At 64.6% G+C, this 17035-nt stretch carries 12 protein-coding genes; 8 read left to right on the forward strand and 4 right to left on the reverse strand.

Annotated features, from left to right (window positions below; translation table 11 throughout):
* The 6 genes from G3N58_RS26235 to G3N58_RS26260 all read left to right on the forward strand — a co-directional run.
* Positions 1-844: TolC family protein (locus G3N58_RS26235; RefSeq protein WP_206000588.1), on the forward strand; the 844-nt coding region annotated here is incomplete at its 5' end.
* Positions 845-852: 8 nt separating this feature from the next.
* Positions 853-3072, forward strand: coding sequence for an FUSC family protein (locus G3N58_RS26240; protein WP_206000589.1), 2220 nt, complete (start codon positions 853-855; stop codon positions 3070-3072).
* Complete coding sequence (locus G3N58_RS26245) at positions 3062-3262, forward strand: DUF1656 domain-containing protein (RefSeq protein WP_167043208.1); 201 nt, start codon at positions 3062-3064, stop codon at positions 3260-3262. The genes G3N58_RS26240 and G3N58_RS26245 overlap by 11 nt, the downstream gene beginning before the upstream one ends.
* Positions 3263-3275: 13 nt before the next feature.
* Positions 3276-4151 (forward strand): HlyD family secretion protein, encoded by an 876-nt coding sequence (locus tag G3N58_RS26250; RefSeq protein WP_167043206.1) that lies wholly within the window; start codon positions 3276-3278, stop codon positions 4149-4151.
* 364 nt (positions 4152-4515) lie between these two features.
* The gene (locus G3N58_RS26255; RefSeq protein WP_167043204.1) at positions 4516-5766 is read left to right on the forward strand and encodes an MFS transporter; all 1251 of its coding nucleotides are present in this window, start codon (positions 4516-4518) and stop codon (positions 5764-5766) included.
* A gap of 257 nt (positions 5767-6023) precedes the next feature.
* A complete protein-coding gene (locus G3N58_RS26260; protein WP_206000590.1) occupies positions 6024-6593 on the forward strand; it encodes a lysozyme inhibitor LprI family protein in 570 nt (189 codons plus the stop codon).
* Between the two features lie 138 nt (positions 6594-6731).
* Here G3N58_RS26260 and G3N58_RS26265 read toward each other — a convergent pair whose 3' ends face one another.
* Together G3N58_RS26265 and G3N58_RS26270 are read right to left on the reverse strand one after the other, a co-directional pair.
* Positions 6732-6983, reverse strand: a complete 252-nt coding sequence (locus tag G3N58_RS26265; protein ID WP_167043200.1) for a hypothetical protein — start codon at positions 6981-6983, stop codon at positions 6732-6734.
* Position 6984: 1 nt separating this feature from the next.
* Entirely contained in the window at positions 6985-7374 is a 390-nt protein-coding gene (locus G3N58_RS26270) for a tlde1 domain-containing protein (RefSeq protein ID WP_167043198.1), read from the reverse strand.
* Positions 7375-7876: 502 nt separating this feature from the next.
* Between G3N58_RS26270 and G3N58_RS26275 the strand changes: the two genes are divergently transcribed.
* The gene (locus G3N58_RS26275; RefSeq protein WP_206000592.1) at positions 7877-9793 is read left to right on the forward strand and encodes a propionate--CoA ligase; all 1917 of its coding nucleotides are present in this window, start codon (positions 7877-7879) and stop codon (positions 9791-9793) included.
* 289 nt (positions 9794-10082) lie between these two features.
* Here the strand turns inward: G3N58_RS26275 and G3N58_RS26280 are convergent, their stop codons facing one another.
* Together G3N58_RS26280 and G3N58_RS26285 are read right to left on the reverse strand one after the other, a co-directional pair.
* Positions 10083-10967: a 5'-methylthioadenosine/adenosylhomocysteine nucleosidase gene (locus G3N58_RS26280; protein ID WP_241017240.1), complete on the reverse strand. Its 885-nt coding sequence runs from the start codon at positions 10965-10967 to the stop codon at positions 10083-10085.
* Positions 10964-13315, reverse strand: coding sequence for a UvrD-helicase domain-containing protein (locus G3N58_RS26285; RefSeq protein ID WP_167043194.1), 2352 nt, complete (start codon positions 13313-13315; stop codon positions 10964-10966). The genes G3N58_RS26280 and G3N58_RS26285 overlap by 4 nt, the downstream gene beginning before the upstream one ends.
* Before the next feature lie 820 nt (positions 13316-14135).
* Between G3N58_RS26285 and G3N58_RS26290 the strand changes: the two genes are divergently transcribed.
* Positions 14136-17015, forward strand: a complete 2880-nt coding sequence (locus tag G3N58_RS26290) for a valine--tRNA ligase (RefSeq protein WP_167043192.1) — start codon at positions 14136-14138, stop codon at positions 17013-17015.
* The last annotated feature ends 20 nt before the right edge of the window (positions 17016-17035 follow it).

The following is a 17035-nucleotide window of genomic DNA, read 5'->3' on the forward strand; positions in this document are numbered from 1 at the left end:
CGGTCTGCCGGCCGCGCTGCCCGCCGACCTGATCGGCCACCGGCCCGACGTCGTCGCGGCGCGCTGGACCGTCGCCGCGCAGGCTCGCGGCATCGACGTCGCCAAGGCCGATTTCTATCCGGACATCGACCTGCTTGCGTCGATCGGCGGTTACGCGGCCATGGGGCCGCTGTTCCAGTTCCTGAAGAATCCGTCGCATAGCTGGAGCGTGGGGCCGGCGCTGTCGCTGCCGATCTTCGACGGCGGCCGGCTGCGCTCGCAGCTCGGCGCGGCCTCGGCGGGCTACGACGAAGCGGTCGAGCGCTACAACCAGTCGATCGTGGGCGCGCTGAAGGACGTCTCCGACCAGGTGATCCGCATGCGTTCGCTCGCGACCCAGGCCGACGATGCCGACCGCTCGGTCGCCGCGGCCCGCAAGAACTACGAGCTGTCGCGCGAGGGCTACCGGCGCGGCCTGACCGATTATCTGAACGTGCTGGTCGCGCAAAGCCAGTTGCTGCGCGCACAGGAAGGCGTCGCGACGATCGAGGCCGAGCGCCTCGGCGCGCATGCGTCGCTGATGACCGCGCTCGGCGGAGGACTCGACGAGCCGGCCGATGGTCCGCAGGACAGCGAGACGCTGCCGGCGCACGGCAAGGGTAAAGGCAAGAGCGACGCCGCAAAGAGCACCGACGCCGGGACGGATGCGAAGGCAGCGACGCAAGCAGTAACGCAAGCGGCGGCACAGGCAACGACACCAGCAGCCCAACCAACGGCTGCGGCAAACCACGCAGCCAGCCGCAGCGCCACCCATGCTCCCGCCGCCGTCACCACGCGCGCGGCCCACGCGCCCGCGCCCGAGTGAGAAAGGCCATGTCCACCTCTCCCACCACCGCCCGCCCGGCCTCGCTCGCCGCGTGGTACGCGGCGGCCGCCGACTGGGCGCGCACCGACGGCCTCACGTGGATCTACATGTTCAAGGCGCTCGCCGCGTGCTTTCTCGCGCTCGGCATCGCGATGAAACTCGACCTGCCGCAGCCGCGCACCGCAATGACCACCGTGTTCATCGTGATGCAGCCGCAAAGCGGCGCGGTGTTCGCGAAGAGCTTCTACCGGATCTGCGGCACGCTCGTCGGTCTCGTCGTGATGCTCGCGCTGATCGGCCTGTTCGCGCAGCAGCCCGAACTGTTCATCCTCTCGACGGCGATCTGGATCGGCATCTGCACCGCGGGCGCCGCGCGCAACCGCAACTTCCGCTCGTACGGCTTCGTGCTGGCCGGCTACACGGCCTCGCTGATCGGCATTCCCGCCTCGCAGCACCCGGACGGCGCGTTCCTCAGCGCGCTCACGCGGGTCGTCGAAGTCGTGGTCGGCATCGTCTGCGCGGGCGCGGTCAGCGGCCTCGTGTTCCCGCAGTTCGCCGGCCTGCAGATGCGCAGCACCGTGCGCGCGCGTTTCTCGGCCTTCGTCGACTACGTGTCGGCGTCGCTCGCCGGGCGCAACGACCGCGCGCAGATCGAGGCGACCAATGCGCGCTTCGTCGCCGATATCGTCGGCTTCGAGGCGGCGCGCAGCATCGCCGTATTCGAGGGGCACTACTCGCGCATGCGCGGCGGCCGGCTCGCGCGTCTGAACAGCGAGTTCATGACCGCCTCGACGCGCTTTCACGCGCTGCATCAGCTGATGAACCGTCTGCACGCGAGCGGCACGCCGGGCGCCGCGATCGCGATCGCGGCGCTCGAGCCGTACTTCAGGGAGATCGCGCCGCTGCTCGCGAAGTCGGGCGAGCCGGTGCTCACCGCGACCGATGCCGCGCACGCCGCGGCCCAGCTCGAGACCTACAAGGCCGAACTGCCGAAGCGCGTGCGCGCGACGCGCGGCGAACTGGAAACGCAGCCCGACGCGCCGCTGCTCGACTTCGACACCGCCGCCGAACTGCTCTACCGCTTCATCGACGATCTGCACGCCTACGCGGCCACCTACGCCTCGCTGGTGGTCGACACGCACGAGCGCGAACGCTGGATCGAGCGCTACGAGCCGAAGACCAACGCGATCGCGGCGGGCGTCGCCGGTCTGCGTGCCGCAATCGTGATGGTCGTGGTCGGCGCGTTCTGGATCGCGACCGCGTGGACGAGCGGTGCGACGCTGACGCTGAACGCGGCAACCACCAGCGCGCTCGTGGCATCGACGCCGGACCCGAAGCGCTCCGCGTTCCAGATGGCCGGCGGCACCGTGCTCGCGACGCTGATGGGCATGATCGTGGTATTCGGCGTGTATCCGCACATCGACGGCTTCGCGCTGCTGTGCGCCGCGCTCACACCGTTCCTGCTGCTCGGCGTGTTCATGACCACGCGCCCGGCGCTCGCGGGCTACGGCGTGGGCTACTGCATCTTCTTCTGCTTTCTCGCCGGCCCGGACAACGTCATGCACTACGACCCGAGCGCATTCATGAACGACGCGCTCGCGCTCGTGCTGTCGATGCTCGTGTCGTCGGTTGCGTTCGCGGTGCTGCTGCCGCCGTCGACGCCGTGGCTGCGCAACCGCCTGCTCGTCGATCTGCGCCGCCAGGTCGTGCTCGCCGGCAGTGCGGGCATGCGCCACGTGCGTTCGCGTTTCGAGAGCGGCGCGCGCGATCTGATGTGCCAGATCAACGCGCTCTCGCCGAACGAGCCTGAAACGAAGCGCGACACGCTGCGCTGGCTGTTCTCGGTGCTCGAAGTCGGCAACGCGGTGATCGATCTGCGCGGCGAAGTGGCGGCGCTGCCGGCCGAGCCGCGCCATGACCGCTCGACGCCGTGGCGCGTCGCGCTGCGCGGCCTGCTCGAGGCCTTGAACGAGCTCTTCGAGCGGCCGCGCGAAGACCGCTTCGAGCGCGCGCTCGCTGCGACCGCCGACGCGATCGCCGAAGTGCAGCAGATGATGAGCCGCTTCACGCCGACGCGCGAAGAACGCCACCAATTGCTGCGCATTCTCAGTCAACTGCATTTCATCCGTACCGCGCTGCTCGATCCGCAGTCGCCGCTCGCCTCGGCGATCGGCGCACGGCATGGGGCGAGCGGCGCGTCAGAAGAAGGAGCTCCTCATGCCACGTGATATCGCCGTACTCGATGCCTACGTGCCGGCCATCGTGCTGCTTTTTATCGCGGGCTCCGCGTTGACCTGGGTGCTCGACCGCGTGCTCGCCTATACGGGCCTCTATCGCGTGGTGTGGCACCCCTCCCTGTTCCGGGCCAGCTTGCTCGTGTCCGTGTGCGGCCTTCTCGGCCTCGCCGTTTATCGTTGACCAGAGTCGAATCATGACCATCCGAAATCTTGTGGGCTTCGTCGCGACAGCCGTCATTTTTATCGTCGCGATCCTGATTGGCCGCGTGCTGTGGGTCCATTACATGGACGAACCGTGGACCCGCGACGGGCGCGTGCGCGCCGAGATCGTCAACGTCGCGCCCGACGTGTCGGGCGCGATCGTCGATCTGCCGGTCAAGGACAACCAGCTCGTGAAGAAGGGCGACCTGCTGATGCAGATCGATCCGTCGCACTACCAGATCGCCGTCGAGCAGGCGCAGGCGGCTGTTGCCGCACGCAAGGCCGAATTGCAGATGAGGCGCGACGACGCGCAACGGCGCGCCGACATGGATGCGCTCGTAGTGTCGAAGGAAAACCGCGAAAACGCGACGCATACGGCGTCGGCCGCCGAGGCCGCCTACCAGCAGGCGCTCGCCGCGCTCGACGCCGCGAAGCTGAATCTCGAACGCACGCGCGTCGTCTCGCCGGTCGACGGCTACGTGACGAACCTCAGCGTGTTCCGTGGCGACTACGCGACCGCGGGCGCCGCCAAGCTCGCGATCGTCGACAGCCATTCGTTCTGGGTCTACGGCTACTTCGAGGAAACCAAGCTGCCGCACGTGCGCATCGGCGACAAGGCCGAAGTGAAGCTGATGAGCGGCGGCACGCTGCAAGGCCACGTGGAAAGCATCTCGCGCGGCATCTACGACCGCGACAATCCGCAAAGCCATGAACTGCTCGCCGACGTGAACCCGACCTTCAACTGGGTGCGCCTCGCGCAACGCGTGCCGGTGCGCGTGAAGATCGATTCCGTGCCCGACGACGTGATGCTGGCCGCGGGCACGACCTGCACGGTGATCGTGCGGCCGGCGACGCGCAAGGCGAGTTGATCGGGCCGCCGCGGGGCGGCGGGGAGCGCAGGGGAACATCAAGCAGCGTCGGAAAGCAGCGAGGGCGGCAGGCGAATCGAAACCCGAATCGCCTGCCGCCCTCGCTTGTGCGTCCGATTCGCGACAAAACTTGTCCGCACAATTCGCTCAAGCCACATTACACTTCGACCCATGCTTACAAACATTGGTTGACGCGGCCCCACGCCGCGGATTTCGCGTGAGACACCGACAAAGACCGCAAAAAAACCCTGAAGACGACAAAAGGGAGCATGAAGGGGGCATGAAGAGCACACGCCAGGCCCCGCACGCGTCGGCCGCCGGTTTCTCACCTTCACTGTGTGCCTTGATCTCCTTCATCTAGCGTATGGAAACGAGCCTCGATAAAAACGCCCTCGCCGGCGCGCCCCCTTCCCCCTCTGCCGCTGCGCCGGCCGTCGCCAAAGTCCAGCGCACGGTTTACTCCGTGCTCGGCGCGATCAGCTTCTCGCACCTGCTCAACGACATGATCCAGTCGTTGATTCTCGCGATCTACCCGATGTTCAAGGAGAACTTCTCGCTGTCGTTCGGGCAGATCGGCCTCATCACGCTGACTTACCAGATCACGGCGTCGCTGCTGCAGCCGCTCGTCGGCAGCTATACCGACAAGCATCCGAAGCCGTATTCGCTGCCGGTCGGCATGGGCTTCACGCTCGCCGGCCTGCTGCTGATGTCGGTCGCGTCGAGCTTCGGCGTGCTGCTCATCGCCGCCGCGCTGGTCGGCTGCGGCTCGTCGGTGTTCCATCCGGAATCGTCGCGGGTCGCACGCATGGCCTCGGGCGGCCGCCACGGGCTCGCGCAGTCGCTGTTCCAGGTCGGCGGCAACGCGGGTTCGTCGCTCGGACCGCTGCTCGCCGCGCTGATCGTGTATCCGCACGGCCAGGGCAGCATTGCGTGGTTCTCGGCGGCGGCGCTCGTCGCGATCGTCGTGCTCACGCAGATCGGGCGCTGGTACAAGCGTCATCCGTCGGTCAAGAAAGCGCGCGGCCAGGCGACCCACGCGACGCTGCCGCGCAACAAGATCGTCATGGCGATGAGCGTGCTGGTGCTGCTCGTGTTCTCGAAATACTTCTACCTCGCGAGCATCAACAGCTACTTCACGTTCTATCTGATCGACCGGTTCCATCTGTCGGTGCAGGCCGCGCAGATCCATCTGTTCGTGTTCCTCGCGGCGGTCGCGGCGGGCACGGTGATCGGCGGGCCGATCGGCGACAAGATCGGCCGCAAGTACGTGATCTGGGTGTCGATCCTCGGCGTCGCGCCGTTCACGCTGCTGCTGCCGTACGCGAACCTGTTCTGGACCGGCGTGCTGACGGTCGTGATCGGCGTGGTGCTAGCCTCGGCGTTCTCGGCGATCCTCGTCTACGCGCAGGAACTGATTCCCGGCAAGGTCGGCATGGTCGCGGGGCTGTTCTTCGGCTTCGCGTTCGGCCTGGGCGGAGTCGGCGCGGCCGTGCTCGGCCAGCTCGCCGACGCGACGAGCATCGCGTTCGTCTACAAGGTCTGCTCGTTCCTGCCGCTGATCGGCGTGCTGACGGTGCTGCTGCCGGATATCGAGGGGAAGCGCGCGAAAGCGTGATGGTTTGAGTGGATGCTGCATGCGGTTGCATGCGAGGGAAAGGCGCCTTGGGGCGCCTTTTTCTTTTGGAACGGTCGGGATGGGTGATGTCTTGAGGGTATGGGTCCCGAAGCGCTTATCCGCTTTGCAAGATCTGCGAGCAAATTTCAGAGTTATCCGACTGTATTGGAGGCAAGTTTGCTTTAACGCCGAGGAGAGTTAGAGGTGGTCCCCGTTTAGGATCGCAAGACGCAATGCACACTACATGAAGGTCGCGAATGAGCCCGATCACTGTCCACGTGACGGCACAAACAAAAATACACGCGAGCAAAAGAATTCGGGGTTTGGGAACCCACTATTTGGCTACGCTAATTTCATCACACGTTATTTTCTTACTGACTTTTGGCTCATTCGCCTATGGGAAAACCGTTTATTCGGTGCCCTTTGATTATGAAAAATTTCCTTCGTCGTCGATCCATTTCACTGGGAATATACCCAAAGAGATCGACCACTTCTGCCAGACAGCCAAGCATGCTTCCAATGACGATATCGCCGCATGCGAACAGCGAGACTTCGAACATCTGAACTCGGAGCTCAGTTCGAGGTACTCGCAGGTTCTGAAGGAAATAAAGGAAATCGATAAAGAATCGAGGGCATCCGGCGATCCTCTCGCCGAACCTGCTTTCATCAGCGCACAGGATAATTGGATAAAATATCGCGATAGTTACTGTTACGCCTATGTCTATGCAATGGGCGAAGCATCCGCGCGCTACATTTACTTTTGGGACTGCATGAAAGGAGCTACTCAGGACCGAATCAAACAGCTAGAAAAATTTCTCAATCCCTAAGAGCACAACGAATGCGGCATGCGGGTTTTCGCCTAACCTGCTCCTGCGATGGCTTGCCTGCTGGCGTCAGCCTTACCCGCTCCAGTACTTCGCCTGCTTGTTGGCATAGGTGAAGCACCAAGCCTTCCGACGCGACGTTCAACGCATAGTTCTCGAAGCACGTCTCCACAGAAAAAAACATGCCGCAACCGCGAGAACAGCGACGCCATCAACGACAGCGAGAACGGGAAGCGGATCGCTCCACTTGTCCATGTTTGTCGTGCGCGAATAGTACGGTTCGCCACTGCCATATGCTTCGTTCAGGTTCACGAGATTAAACGCAACAACTGCAGCGACGAAGGCAAACAGAATAGCGCCCGTCAGAAGACGCGCAACCGGGATTTTCGACATGTCAGTACCTGACGGTTAGCGGGATGTAGCAGTCCGGCGACGACGCGACCCACTCATTCAGATCCCTCGCAAATGCCTCCATTTCGATGTGCAGGTTGATGCACCCAGCGCTACCTGCATGTGTGCCGCCGTGAATAAAAAAACCACCCCGTCCGTACGTCTGTGTTCCTGGATAGATGTGAATCGTGATCCGATGATCACCCCACGCCGCTCGAGGAGCAAGGCTATACCAGTGGTTTTCCCACATTTGCGACGGCAGTATCCAGTATCGGCCGGAAGGAATAGGACCCGTATTGTGCTCACGCTGGCGAGCCGGCGAGTAATCAAAACTTCGTCTGTCAGCCACGCTGCCCGACGATGCCGCATAAGTCCGAAAAACGGGACCATTCATAGTCAGAAAGCGACCGCTAAAGTCAAGGGATACCTGCGATCTGGCTCAAACAGGGCCAGTCGGAGTACCGTGCTCAGCGGCATATCGATCAGACATGCAAACTTCTCATTTGAAATGAAAAAGATGACCGAGCCGAAATAGAAACTGCCTAAGACAATCGGCTCGATTCACAGCACCTGTACCGGCAAGGCCCGTAAATTACCAGGCAACGACCGAATAAGATATGGGCGACGGATGATTCTGCAGCTCAGCCGGAGCAAGCCGAACCAGACAGGCGGCGAGCTGCACCACACAACCGCCCCGCGCCCCGCAAACCCCATCACTCCCGCCCGCAGCCCACGCACGCGCCCGCGCCCGCGCCCGCCCCTCATGGTCAACCCGCATTACCCACTCCACGATGCCTGTCTATGCTGATGCGGACACCCGCGCCTCCCTCGGGCGCGGAATTTGCGCGACTGTTTCATCCGCCCCCCTCCACCACGCCGCACGAGGATCGCCGCCGATGACCCGCTACCGCGATTTCCACCGCCGCTCGATCGAGAACCCCGAGGCTTTCTGGGGCGACGAAGCGAAGCGCATCCACTGGCACACGCCGTTCGACAGCGTGCTCGACCGCTCGAATCCGCCGTTCGCGCGCTGGTTCGTCGGCGGCCGCACGAATCTGTGCCACAACGCGGTCGACCGGCATCTCGCCGAGCGCGCGCAGCAGAACGCGCTCGTCTACGTATCGACGGAAACCGGCATCGAGCGGCACTACACCTACGCCGAGCTGTACGCGGAAATCAACCGCATGGCCGCGGTCATGCGCTCGCTCGGCGTCAAGCGCGGCGACGTCGTGCTGATCTATCTGCCGATGATCCCCGAGGCGCTGTTCGCGATGCTCGCGTGCGCACGCCTCGGCGCGATTCACTCGGTCGTGTTCGGCGGCTTTGCGGCGCCGAACCTCGCCACCCGTATCGACGACGCCAGACCCGCCCTGATCGTCACCGCCGACGCCGGCGCACGCGGCGGCAAGGTGATCGACTACACACCGCTCGTCGACGAAGCGCTCGCGCGCGCCGCGCACAAGACACCGCACGTGCTGCTGATCGACCGGCAGCTCGCGCCCGAGCGCCTGAACGCGCCCTATCTCGTCGCCTACGAGCCGCTGCGCGAGCAGTTCTTCGACGCCCACGTGCCGTGCGAATGGCTCGAATCGAACGAGCCTTCCTATGTGCTCTACACCTCGGGCACGACCGGCAAGCCGAAGGGCGTGCAGCGCGACGTCGGCGGCTATGCGGTCGCGCTCGCGGCCTCGATGGAATACATCTTCGAGGGCAAGCCCGGCGACACGATGTTCACCGCTTCCGACGTGGGCTGGGTGGTCGGCCACAGCTATATCGTCTACGCGCCGTTGATCGCGGGTCTCACCACCGTCATGTACGAAGGCACGCCGATTCGCCCGGACGGCGGCATCTGGTGGCGGCTCGTCGAGCGGCACAGGATCAACCTGATGTTCACCGCGCCGACCGCGCTGCGCGTGCTGAAGAAGCAGGACCCGGCGCTGCTGAAGGCGGCCGATCTGTCGAGCCTGCGCACGCTCTTTCTCGCCGGCGAGCCGCTCGACGAGCCGACCGCCGCATGGATTTCCGGCGCGCTCGACAAACCCGTCATCGACAACTACTGGCAGACCGAAACCGGCTGGCCGATGCTCGCGATCCCGCGCGGCGTCGAAGCGCTGCCGACCAAGCTCGGCTCGCCTGGCGTGCCGTCGGCCGGCTTCAGCCTGACGCTGCGCAACGAACTGACGGGCGAGCCGTGCGCAGTCGGCGAAAAAGGCGTGCTGACGCTCGACCATCCGTTGCCGCCGGGCTGCATGTCGACGGTGTGGGGCGACGACCGCCGCTTCGTCAGCACCTACTGGTCGAGCATTCCGAACCATCAGGTCTATTCGACGTTCGACTGGGGCGTGCAGGATGCGAACGGCTACGTAACGATCCTCGGCCGCACCGACGACGTCATCAACGTCGCCGGCCACCGGCTCGGCACGCGCGAGATCGAGGAAGCGCTGTCGAGCCACGCGGCCGTCGCGGAAGTGGCGGTGGTCGGCGTGACGGATGCGCTCAAGGGGCAGACCGCGATGGCCTTCGTCGTGCTGCGCGGCGCGCGCCCCGATAACGATCCTGGCGGCCGCGACCCGAGCGAGCGTGCGCGGCTCGAAGCCGAACTGCTGGCGACGGTCGATCGCCAGCTCGGCACGATCGCGCGGCCAACGCGCGTGGTGATGGTGTCGATGCTGCCGAAGACGCGCTCCGGCAAACTGCTGCGCCGCGCAATCGCGGCGCTCGCGGAAGGCCGCGAGCCCGGCGACCTGCCGACGATCGAAGACCCGGCCGCGCTACAGCAGGTGCGCGATGCGCTCGGTGGTGCGCTCGAATGAGAGCGGACAAGGCTGAATTGCTGCGGGAGCCGGGCGTGAAGCTGACATGAGGCCGGCGTGAGGTGCGGGTGTGCAGCACTTGAAGCGCTGGAGTCAAGCAGCGGCGACGGCTAAGGCGCGAGTATCGAAGCGCCGACGCGCAACGTCAGCGCGAGCAACGCGCGCCCCGCGGCAAAAAATCAGCGAGTCCCGCATTCGCGTCCGCCGTATCGCCAACCCGCCGCTGTAGCGCGCCTTTACCCGCGTCACCAGCAAGTCAGCCGGCCAACTTCGCGCGCGGCTTCGCTACTTACCCTCGCGCCGTCCCTGCCCGCTCCCCCGCCTCACCATGCGCTTCGAAAAAGCGCGCAAGAATCGCGTTCGAATACGTGCCCGCGATCTCGGTGAGGAACGACATGAACGACGTCGGCGCGTGATCGTCGGCGGTATCGGAAATGGTGCGCACGACCGCATACGGCACGCCGTACTCGTAGCAGACCTGCGCGAGCGCCGCGCCTTCCATCTCGACCGCGAGCGCATCGGGCAAGGCTTCGCGCAATGCCGCGACGGCCGCCGCGCTCGCGACGAACTGATCGCCGCTGACGATCAACCCGCGATGCACGCGCGGCTCGCGCGTGCCGAAGCGCGCCGCGCAAGCCGCGCCTTCCTCGGCGGCGAAGCGCTCGCAGGCGGCGGCGAGCCGGTCGGCGAGCGTCGCATCGACGCCGAAACGCGACACGCCGAGCAGCGGCACCTCGAAGCGCGGGAACAGCGGCGACGCGTCGATATCGTGCTGCAGCAGCGTATCGGCGACGACGATATCGCCGATACGCACCTCGCTGCCGACGCCGCCGGCCACCCCGGTGAACACGATCGCTTCGACATCGAACGCATGGATCAGCGCGCTGACGGTAGCCGCCGCCGCGACCTTGCCGACGCGCGCGAGCGTGACGACGCACGGCGTGCCACGCACGGTGCCGACGTGATAATCGCGCTGGCCGTGCGTGACCGTGCGCACGCCGGATTCGGCGCGCATCGCTTCGATCAGATCGCCGAGTTCCTGCGGCAGCGCGGCCAGCACGCCGAGCGGACGCCGCGCATCGGCGCTGGTGACTACATTAGCGCCTGCATTCGGAACAGCATTGAGATTGGCCTCGGGAGCCGCGCCCGGGATAGTCGTCGTGGGTGCGCTCATTCGACCGCCTGCAATTTAGCCACCGCGAGCGCCAGCCACTTCTCGCCGTGCCGCTTGAACTTGACCTGCGCCTTCGCATCGGTGCCGCCGCCTTCGAGCGCGGTGATCGTGCCTTCGCCGAACTTCGTGTGGAACACCTGCTGACCGACGCGGAAGCCCGTTTCCGCCGCGCGCTGCTCGTTCGCGAAAGCGGGCAGCGTGGCCGGGGTCGTCGAGGCGGGGCCCGTGTAGCCAGGCCGCGCGAACCAGTCGCGTCCATAGCCGGCGTTGTCCGAGCGGCCGCCCCAGCGCGAACCCGCCTCGACCTTCGGCGTGAGCCACTTGAGCGTGTCCTGCGGCAGTTCGTCGAAAAAGCGCGAGCGGATGTTGTAGCGCGTCTGGCCGTGCAGCATGCGGCTCTGCGCGAACGACAGATAGAGCCGCTCCTTCGCGCGCGTGATCGCCACGTACATGAGGCGCCGTTCTTCTTCGAGGCCGTCCGTTTCCATCGCGCTGTTCTCGTGCGGGAACAGCCCTTCTTCGAGACCGGTGATGAACACCGCGGTGAATTCGAGCCCCTTGGCCGCGTGTACCGTCATCAGCTGCACGGCTTCCTGGCCGGCCTGCGCCTGGTTGTCGCCCGCTTCGAGCGACGCGTGCGACAGAAAACCGGCGAGCGGCGTCATCGTGTCGGGGTTTTGCGCGGGCTCGGCGAGATCGGGCGCATCGAGCACGACCGTGTTCGGATCGTCGGTCGCGACCGCCAGTTCGGGCGCGGCGCTCGCACCGGGGCGCAGCGGAATCGAGCGCGCGGGCGTATCGAGCCCGTAGCCCTCTTCGCTGACGAACGCGGCCGCCGCGTTGACGAGTTCCTGCAAGTTTTCGAGCCGGTCCTGGCCTTCGCGCTCGTTCTGGTAGAACTCCGCGAGACCGCTCGTGCGGACCACGTACTCGACGGTTTCGGGCAGGCTCATCTGCTGCGTTTCCGCGCGCATCCTGCCGATCAGGTTCGCGAACGCGGCGAGGCTCGAACCGGCTTTGCCCGCGACGTACGGAATTGCCGCGGCCATCGAGCAGTTGTACAGGCGCGCCGCGTCCGCGAGCTGTTCGAGCGAGCGCGCGCCGATGCCGCGCGTCGGGAAATTGACGACGCGCGCGAACGCGGTGTCGTCGTTCGGGTTGTCGATCAGACGCAGATAGGCGAGCGCGTGCTTGACTTCCTGGCGCTCGAAAAAGCGCAGGCCGCCATACACGCGATACGCGATGCCCGCGTTCACGAGCGTGTGCTCGATCGTGCGCGACTGCGCGTTGCTGCGATAGAGCACGGCAATTTCGCTGCGCGAGGTGCCGGTGCTGATGAGCGCCTTGATTTCCTCGACGATCCAGCCCGCTTCCTGCGAATCGGTTGCCGATTCGTAGACGCGCACCGGCTCGCCGTGCCCCGCGTCGGTACGCAGATTCTTGCCGAGGCGCCGCGAGTTGTTGGCGATCAACTGGTTTGCGGCATCGAGAATATGGCCGTGCGAGCGGTAGTTCTGTTCGAGCTTGATCAGATTGCGCACGTTGAACTCATGCTCGAAGTCGCGCATGTTGCCGACGTTCGCGCCGCGGAATGCGTAGATCGACTGGTCGTCGTCGCCGACCGCGAAGATCGCGTTGTGCTGACCCGCGAGCAGCTTGAGCCACGCGTATTGCAGCTTGTTGGTGTCCTGGAACTCGTCGACGAGGATGTGCCGGAAGCGCGCCTGGTAATGCGCGCGCAGCGGCGGATTGTGCGCGAGCAGTTCGTGGCAGCGCAGCAGCAGCTCGGGGAAATCGACCACGCCTTCGCGCTGGCACTGCTGGTCGTAGGCTTCGTAGAGTTCGACGAACTTGCGATTGAAGTTGTCGGTGGCGTCGACGTCTTTCGGCCGCAGCCCCTGCTCTTTCGCGTTGTTGATGAAGTACTGGAGATTTTTCGCCGGGTACTTTTCGTCGTCGATGTTGAGGCCCTTCATGAGGCGCTTGATCGCGGAAAGCTGGTCGGCGGTATCGAGAATCTGGAACGTGGCGGGCAGGCCCGCGTCGCGGTGATGCGCGCGCAGCATGCGGTTGCAGAGACCGTGGAAGGTGCCGATCCACATGCCGCGCGTGTCGATGGGCAGGAGCGCCGAGAGGCGCGCCATCATTTCGCGGGCGGCCTTGTTCGTGAAGGTGACGGCGAGCACGGTCGCGGGAGACGCGAGGCCGTGCTGGATGAGCCACGCGATGCGGGTGATCAGGACGCGGGTTTTGCCGCTGCCGGCACCTGCGAGGATCAGTGCGGGCTCATTGGGGAGCGTGACGGCGGCGTGTTGTTCGGGGTTCAGATTGGCGAGGAGATCGGGCATTTTCTCTGGCGGACGGCAGGGCGAATGACATTATAGGCCCCTGTGCGGGGCGGGATTTTTTTGTTGGTCTGGATTGGGGGGGTGTCGTTGTTCTGGGTTTGTTGGCGCTTGCGCGGCGCGGGCGGTTTTTTTGTTGTTGTTCTGGATTTGTTGGCCTTTCCTTGTGTTCATGTCGGTCTATTGGCGTTGCCCCTGTGCGGGGCGGCACCTACTTTCTTTGCGGCTGCAAAGAAAGTAGGCAAAGAAAGCAGCTTCACACCGCTAATTCTTAAGCGGGCCCCCTGGCTCGGAGGGGGCAGTGGTGCATCTGGAATCGGTGCCCTCGCACATTCAATGCAGGTGACAAAGCCATCATCCGCTCCCACTCCGCACTGCGTGCGTCGCGGACGGGTCTGCCAGGAGAACCCGCGGGTTCGTTCGCGCAACGGGGGCCATCGGCTGCACCTCGGCGACACGCCGAAACAACCGATGGTTTTTGAGCCGGGCTTCGGCGCGCGTAGCGCCGCCGGAAGAATGACGGCCTTGTCACTGACGCGGAATGCGCGAGGAGACAGATTCCAGATGCACCACGATCCCCTCCAAGCCAGGGGACCCGCTTCAGAATTAGCGGTGTGAAGCTGCTTTCTTTGCCTACTTTCTTTGCAGCCGCAAAGAAAGTAGGTGCCGCCCCGCACAGGGGCAACGCCAATAGACCGACAAGAAAACAAGGAAAGGCCAACAAACCCAGAAAAACGAAAAAACCCGCCCCACGCAGGCCCCTCCCCCTCCCAGCTATAATCTCCAATCCTCCGCATCCAAAATCCTGCCTTTAACCAGAAACATGAGCGACACCTCGAGCGACCCCACCTCGACGCTTGCCAAAAGCTTCGAACCCCACACCATCGAAGCCCATTGGGGCCCGGAATGGGAAAAGCGCGCCTACGCCGCGCCCTCCTTCGACTCCAATCGCAAGGATTTCTCGATCCAGCTGCCGCCGCCGAACGTCACGGGCACGCTGCACATGGGCCACGCGTTCAACCAGACCATCATGGACGGCCTCGCGCGCTATCACCGTATGCTCGGTGAAAACACGCTGTGGGTGCCGGGCACGGACCACGCCGGGATCGCCACGCAAATCGTCGTCGAACGGCAACTGGACGCGCAGGGCGTGTCGCGCCACGACCTCGGCCGCGCCAAGTTCGTCGAGCGCGTGTGGGAATGGAAGCAGCAGTCGGGCTCGACCATCACGAGCCAGGTGCGCCGCCTCGGCGCGTCGATCGACTGGTCACGCGAATACTTCACGATGGACGACAAAATGTCGGCCGCCGTGCGCGACGTATTCGTACGCCTGTATGAACAGGGCCTGATCTATCGCGGCAAGCGTCTCGTCAACTGGGACCCGGTGCTGCTCACCGCCGTCTCCGACCTCGAAGTGGTCAGCGAGGAAGAAAACGGCCACCTGTGGCACATCCAGTATCCGCTCACCGACGGCTCGGGCCATCTGACCGTCGCCACCACGCGTCCGGAAACCATGCTCGGCGACACCGCCGTGATGGTGCATCCCGAAGACGAACGCTACGCACACCTGATCGGCAAGACCGTCACGCTGCCGCTGTCGAACCGCGAAGTGCCGATCATCGCCGACGACTACGTCGACCGCGAATTCGGCACCGGCGTCGTCAAGGTCACGCCCGCGCACGATTTCAACGACTACCAGGTCGGCCTGCGCCACCAGCTGCCGCAAATCGAAATCCTCACGCTCGACGCGAAGATCAACGACAACGCGCCCGAAAAATACCGCGGCCTCGATCGTTTCGACGCCCGCAAGCAGGTCGTCGCCGATCTCGAAGCGCTCGGCGCGCTCGAATCGGTCAAGCCGCACAAGCTGATGGTGCCGCGCGGCGACCGCACCGGCGTCGTGATCGAGCCGATGCTGACCGACCAGTGGTTCGTCGCGATGAGCAAGCCGGCTCCCGAGGGCACGTTCAACCCGGGCAAGTCGATCGCCGAAACCGCGCTGAACGTGGTCCGTAACGGCCAGATCAAATTCGTGCCGGAGAACTGGACCACCACCTACTACCAGTGGCTCGAAAACATCCAGGACTGGTGCATCTCGCGTCAGCTCTGGTGGGGCCATCAGATTCCGGCGTGGTACGGCGAGAACGGCGAAATCTTCGTTGCGAAGACCGAGGAAGACGCGCGCGCGAAAGCCGCCGCGGCCGGCTACACGGGTGCGTTGAAACGCGACGAAGACGTGCTCGACACGTGGTTCTCGTCGGCGCTCGTGCCGTTCTCGTCGCTCGGCTGGCCGAACGAAACCGAGGAACTGAAGCACTTCATGCCATCGTCGGTGCTCGTCACCGGCTTCGACATCATCTTCTTCTGGGTCGCGCGAATGGTCATGATGACCACGCACTTCACGGGCAAGGTGCCGTTCGACACGGTCTACGTGCACGGCCTCGTGCGCGACGCCGAAGGCCAGAAGATGTCGAAGAGCAAGGGCAATACGCTCGACCCGATCGATATCGTCGACGGCATCGGCCTCGACGCGCTCGTCGCAAAGCGCACCACCGGCCTCATGAATCCGAAGCAGGCCGCGTCGATCGAAAAGAAAACCCGCAAGGAGTTTCCGGACGGCATTCCGGCGTTCGGCACCGACGCGCTGCGCTTCACGATGGCCTCGATGGCCACGCTCGGGCGCAACATCAACTTCGACCTCGCGCGCTGCGAGGGCTATCGCAACTTCTGCAACAAGCTGTGGAACGCCACGCGCTTCGTGCTGATGAACTGCGAAGGCCACGATTGCGGTTTCGGCCAGCCGGCGCAATGCGGCGAATGCGGGCCGGAAGGCCATCTGCATTTCTCGCCGGCCGACCGCTGGATCGTGTCGCTGCTGCAACGCGTGGAAGCCGAAGTCGCCAAGGGTTTTGCCGACTATCGCTTCGACAATGTCGCCAATGCCCTATACAAGTTCGTATGGGACGAATACTGTGACTGGTATCTCGAACTTGCAAAGGTCCAGATCCAGACGGGACAGCCGAACCAGCAGCGCGCCACGCGCCGCACGCTGTTGCGCGTGCTCGAAACGGTGCTGCGCCTCGCGCATCCGGTGATTCCGTTCATTACCGAAGCGCTGTGGCAGAAAGTGGCGCCGCTCGCGGCACGCTACCCCGAGGGCAAGGCCGAAGGCGAAGCGTCCATCATGGTGCAGCCGTACCCCATCGCCGAGCCCGCCAAGCTCGACGAAGACGCCGAGCGCTGGGCCGCCGACCTCAAGGCCGTGATCGACGCGTGCCGGAATCTGCGTGGCGAGATGAACCTGTCGCCGGCCGTGAAGGTGCCGTTGCTCGCCACCGGCAACGCGGAGCGGCTTCGCACTTTCGCGCCATACGCCCAGGCATTGGCGCGTTTGTCCGAAGTGCAGATCATCGCCGACGAGGCTACGCTCGATGCGCAGGCGGATGGCGCGCCGATTGCTATCGTAGGAAGCGACAAGCTCGTCTTGAAGGTCGAAATCGACGTGGCCGTCGAGCGGGAACGCCTGTCGAAAGAGATCGCGCGTCTCACCGCCGAAATCGCCAAATGCAACGGCAAGCTGCAGAATCAGGCTTTCGTTGCCAAGGCGCCGCCGGCGGTCGTTGAACAGGAACAAAAACGTCTCGCCGATTTCGAAGCTACCGTCGGCAAGCTGAAAGCGCAACTGGATCGCTTGCCGGTCTGATCGACACGTCTTGCCCCACC

It is taken from the genome of Paraburkholderia sp. Ac-20342 (assembly GCF_017104985.1).
Lineage (GTDB): Bacteria > Pseudomonadota > Gammaproteobacteria > Burkholderiales > Burkholderiaceae > Paraburkholderia.

Coding starts and splice junctions, on each gene's coding strand:
- G3N58_RS26260 (WP_206000590.1), top strand. CDS start 6,024: ATGAGCCCGATCACTGTCCACGTGACGGCACAAACAAAAATACACGCG.
- G3N58_RS26285 (WP_167043194.1), bottom strand. CDS start 13,315: ATGCCCGATCTCCTCGCCAATCTGAACCCCGAACAACACGCCGCCGTC.
- G3N58_RS26245 (WP_167043208.1), top strand. CDS start 3,062: ATGCCACGTGATATCGCCGTACTCGATGCCTACGTGCCGGCCATCGTG.
- G3N58_RS26280 (WP_241017240.1), bottom strand. CDS start 10,967: ATGAGCGCACCCACGACGACTATCCCGGGCGCGGCTCCCGAGGCCAAT.
- G3N58_RS26270 (WP_167043198.1), bottom strand. CDS start 7,374: ATGAATGGTCCCGTTTTTCGGACTTATGCGGCATCGTCGGGCAGCGTG.
- G3N58_RS26290 (WP_167043192.1), top strand. CDS start 14,136: ATGAGCGACACCTCGAGCGACCCCACCTCGACGCTTGCCAAAAGCTTC.
- G3N58_RS26275 (WP_206000592.1), top strand. CDS start 7,877: ATGACCCGCTACCGCGATTTCCACCGCCGCTCGATCGAGAACCCCGAG.
- G3N58_RS26265 (WP_167043200.1), bottom strand. CDS start 6,983: ATGTCGAAAATCCCGGTTGCGCGTCTTCTGACGGGCGCTATTCTGTTT.
- G3N58_RS26240 (WP_206000589.1), top strand. CDS start 853: ATGTCCACCTCTCCCACCACCGCCCGCCCGGCCTCGCTCGCCGCGTGG.
- G3N58_RS26250 (WP_167043206.1), top strand. CDS start 3,276: ATGACCATCCGAAATCTTGTGGGCTTCGTCGCGACAGCCGTCATTTTT.
- G3N58_RS26255 (WP_167043204.1), top strand. CDS start 4,516: ATGGAAACGAGCCTCGATAAAAACGCCCTCGCCGGCGCGCCCCCTTCC.